This window comes from Mycobacterium sp. (genome assembly GCF_039583785.1).
GTDB lineage: Bacteria > Actinomycetota > Actinomycetes > Mycobacteriales > Mycobacteriaceae > Mycobacterium.
The window spans coordinates 1-3576 of the sequence record NZ_JAVKSG010000147.1 but is presented as its reverse complement, the minus strand read 5'-3'; the positions used below and the strand labels follow the sequence as shown (position 1 = coordinate 3576).

Here is a 3576-nt window from a genome sequence, read left to right as displayed (position 1 = left end):
GGTTTCGGTCGGAATGCGCCCAAGAACGCAGGTGTGGGTGCTGCTTTACACGGACCTTGCAAAACACTCCCGCGCTGGCAGAGGTGCATAACGAGCGAAGCAGATTCGACTGTGAAGCGGCTGCACCTGAGGACTAAAAAGGTGACGTGCCCTACCTGTCAGCCGTGCTTACACTAGCGGCACGTCCCGCTCAGGGGCATTAGCTAAGGGAGAGGTAATGGCACTACTTCAGGTAACGCCGGAGATGATGCGGTCGACGCAACAGGCTATTCAGACGGCGTTAGAGCACGCGACGGTCGTTGCAAACCAGTACCTGGCCAACCATGAGGCGATGGGCGCTGCCTGGCAGGGCGAGGGCTACGCCTCATCGACCAACACTGCGACAAAAGTGCAGCACGATCTGGCACAAGCGGTGACGTGGGGATCGAAACTGGCCGAAGGCCTCGGCAAGGTGGCGGTCATGATGGAGCAACACGAAATGGACTCGGCGCACAGCCTCGCAAGCTTTGCCGGCGGCGCCAACACGTAATCGTCTTTCGAGAAAGCCATTCAATTCTTCGTGAGTTAGGAACCACCACATGACAATTCAGTACGACCACGGCGCAGTTGACGACCTCGGCTCTGGTGTCGGAAACCAAGCGGCGATCCTCATGGAGCATCACGACGATATCAAGCATCGGACCGACCAAATCGCCGGCTTCTTTCAAGGCCAGGCGCACAACGCTTTCTACGAGGCGCAGATCCAAATGCTCAAAGGATTCGAAGGCCTCATCGAAACGGTGGCACAGCACGGCCAGACCATTCACTCTGTCAACGCTTCGGCCCACGCAACCGACGCGAGTTCGACGAACTTCTTCCTCTGACGCGAGTCGAGATACTTCAGCTTGGACGCAATCATGTGCGTCCCAGCGGCTTGGATAGATCGGCATGTTGACCACCACGATCGATGGGCTGTGGGTACTTCAGATACTCGCCGGCATCGAGGTGCTTGCCCCTGAACTGGGTCTGCGCCCGATACTGCCCAGTTTCGAGACAGCCCAGACGGCCCTGGCGCATCCCATCGCCGCAGAATTGCGAGCCGCAGGCGTCATCGACGAAGCGGGGACCGTCGATCCGGTTGTTGTCGAATGGCTGACAGTGCTCTCGCGCCGCGATGTCGCACTACTCATTTACGTCCGCAATCCCGAAGTGGGAGAGCAGCCAGCGCGGGCGGTCCTGGCGCGCTTCGCTCAATGGTGGGTGGTGATGGAGCGATCGGAAGATTTAGTCCGGATCGGCGGCGCCGGAACCGCGACTGCCGAGGGTGCTGCCAACTCGGTGCTCGTTGCTCAGATCGACAGATTATGTGGAACCAATACGCCAGCCCCTTTTCGGCCGATCACTCTCGACGTCGATGCATTGCTGGCCGGCGTGACGAGTCGAGAGTCGCTGAAAAGGTTTCTGACCACCCAACAAATGGACGCCGATCAGCAACGCATGTTGTTGTTGGCCGCGGATCCCACGCGATCAACTCAGGCGTCGATCGTCGCGCTGCAATCCGGTGTGGAAACAGGCCACCCCACAAGAACTTTCGTTGAACCGGGCACGGTTGCGATCATCGACTCTCCAGAGGGCCGCTTGGTCGCCGAGCAGGTTCCGTCCGGGGGCAAGAAGTGGGTGGTAGCGGCCCCCGGTTCGACCACCAACATCGCCGCCGCGATCAACAATATGGTTCGGCGGTTACCGGCCAGTGAAGAATGGTTTTCCTACCGAAAGGTTGTGTAAGTAGAGGCTATGGCGCGCATGTTAGCATCCGCATCGTGACAGATCCGTGGGACACGCCATTTAATTCGACGGAGCAAGAGGTGCCGTCGTCGAGACACAGTGCAGAGTGGCGTCCACAGCATCCCAACTCCGTCTCGGGGACATTGCGCATCTCCGACATGGTCGCTCCGCGGAAAATTCCGCCGGGTGCGGGGTGGCGGAAATTTCTCTACACCGCATCGTTTCAGACCATTAATCTCGGTGAGTCGCCGGCTGAGCGTCATTATCGCGAATTGCAGGGCCGGATTCGCCGGCACATTCGTAAGCAGTACGTGGTCGGCGTGGTGTCGGGCAAAGGCGGCGTCGGTAAGACCACGATGACGGCCTGCATCGGTGGGGTGTTCCGTGAGTGCCGGCCGGAGAACGTCGTCGCCATCGATGCTGCCCCCGGTTTCGGAACGCTGGCCGGCCGGATCGACGAATCGCCGCCAGGCGATTACTCCGCCGTCCTGAACGACACCGATGTGCAGGGCTATGCCGACATTCGGGAACACTTGGGGCAGAACAGCTTAGGGCTCGACGTGCTGGCCGGAAACCGGGCATCCGACCAGCCGCGGCCGCTGGTTCCGTCGATGTTCGCCGGCGTCCTGTCGCGCCTTCGTCGCACCCACAACGTCATCGTGGTCGACACGTCGGACGACCTCGAGCACCCAGTGATGAAGGCGGTGTTCGACGCCTGCGACACCCTGGTCTTCGTCGCGGGCCTCACCGCGGACACGTCACTGCCGGTCACCCGGTCGATCGACTTGCTGCGGTCGATGGGCTACCACGAATTGGTGTCGCGCAGCATGGTCATTCTCAATGACAGCCGCAATAAATACGACCCCAACGCTCGCGCCTATCTCACTGAGCGATTCGGGCAATCCGGGGCGACCGTCGAATTCATGCCATTCGACCCGCATTTAGCCAAAGGCGGCATCATCGATACGAAATATGAATTGCAGAAGAAAACACACTTGCGGCTGTTCGAGATCACTGCGGCGTTAGCGGACAAATACGTTCCGGACGCTGACAGGCCACGTTAATGCCCAAAGTCGCTTTTCCGGCACGGTGCGCGGTTGCGGTCGTATGTGGCGAACACCTGGTCTCGCAGGTATATCCGGCGTCGGTGCCCGTTGAGGTGTTCGTCGACAACATCGTCGAACTGCTCAATGACGAACTCAAGCGTCGCGGCTTGGCCGGTCTCGGGCCCGGCGTGGGTTATGAGTTGCACAAGGCCAACGGCGTGCGACTCGACGTCACGAAGACCCTCGACGAACTAAGCGTAGAAGACGGCGCAACGCTTGTGTTGGCTCCGGTCGTCGAGGGCGACTCCTTTGAGCCGCAATACGAGTCGCTGTCCACCGGGTTGGCGCGGGTCGGCGAGAAGCTGTTCGAACCGGTCACGGCCGGCACTGCGGCGCACACCGCGCTGGCGATCCTGGCGATGCTGTCGGCCGCGATACTCGCATTGGCCTTGCGGATTCGCGTTGCCGGCGACTCGATGGCGCCGAGCATCGTGACCGGCATGGCCGGTCTGCTCGCTGCCGGTGGGGCGGGCGCGGTGGCCCGGTGGTGTCCGCATCGCGGCGACCTGCTCGACGGGTTCGGCTGGCTGGCGACGCCGCTGCTGGCGGTAGGCCTGGGCGCTGCCGCCCCCGGCAATGTCGGCGCAGCCCACGTGTTCATCGCCGTTCTGGCAACAGGCGTATTGACGACCGGCCTCGCGGTCGTGACGCAGCGTCACATCACGTTCGCGGCAACGGTTGTCACGCTGAGTGCGATCGGGGGCCT

The 3576-nt window shown here is 61.4% G+C and carries 4 protein-coding genes and 1 pseudogene; all 5 read left to right on the top strand.

Annotation, left to right across the window (positions count from 1 at the left end; all coding sequences use genetic code 11):
* The first annotated feature begins 217 nt into the window (after nt 1-217).
* Nucleotides 218-529, top strand: coding sequence for a type VII secretion protein EsxD (locus tag ABDV69_RS20595; RefSeq protein ID WP_343577638.1), 312 nt, complete (start codon nt 218-220; stop codon nt 527-529).
* Nucleotides 530-578: 49 nt separating this feature from the next.
* The gene (locus ABDV69_RS20590; protein WP_343577636.1) at nt 579-863 is read left to right on the top strand and encodes a WXG100 family type VII secretion target; all 285 of its coding nucleotides are present in this window, start codon (nt 579-581) and stop codon (nt 861-863) included.
* 64 nt (nt 864-927) lie between these two features.
* Nucleotides 928-1764, top strand: coding sequence for an ESX secretion-associated protein EspG (locus tag ABDV69_RS20585; RefSeq protein WP_343577634.1), 837 nt, complete (start codon nt 928-930; stop codon nt 1762-1764).
* A 125-nt stretch (nt 1765-1889) separates the two neighbouring features.
* Nucleotides 1890-2828: pseudogene (locus ABDV69_RS20580) on the top strand (MinD/ParA family protein); the annotation flags it as partial.
* 83 nt (nt 2829-2911) lie between these two features.
* Nucleotides 2912-3576: type VII secretion integral membrane protein EccD (gene eccD, locus ABDV69_RS20575; protein ID WP_343577632.1), on the top strand; the 665-nt coding region annotated here is incomplete at its 3' end.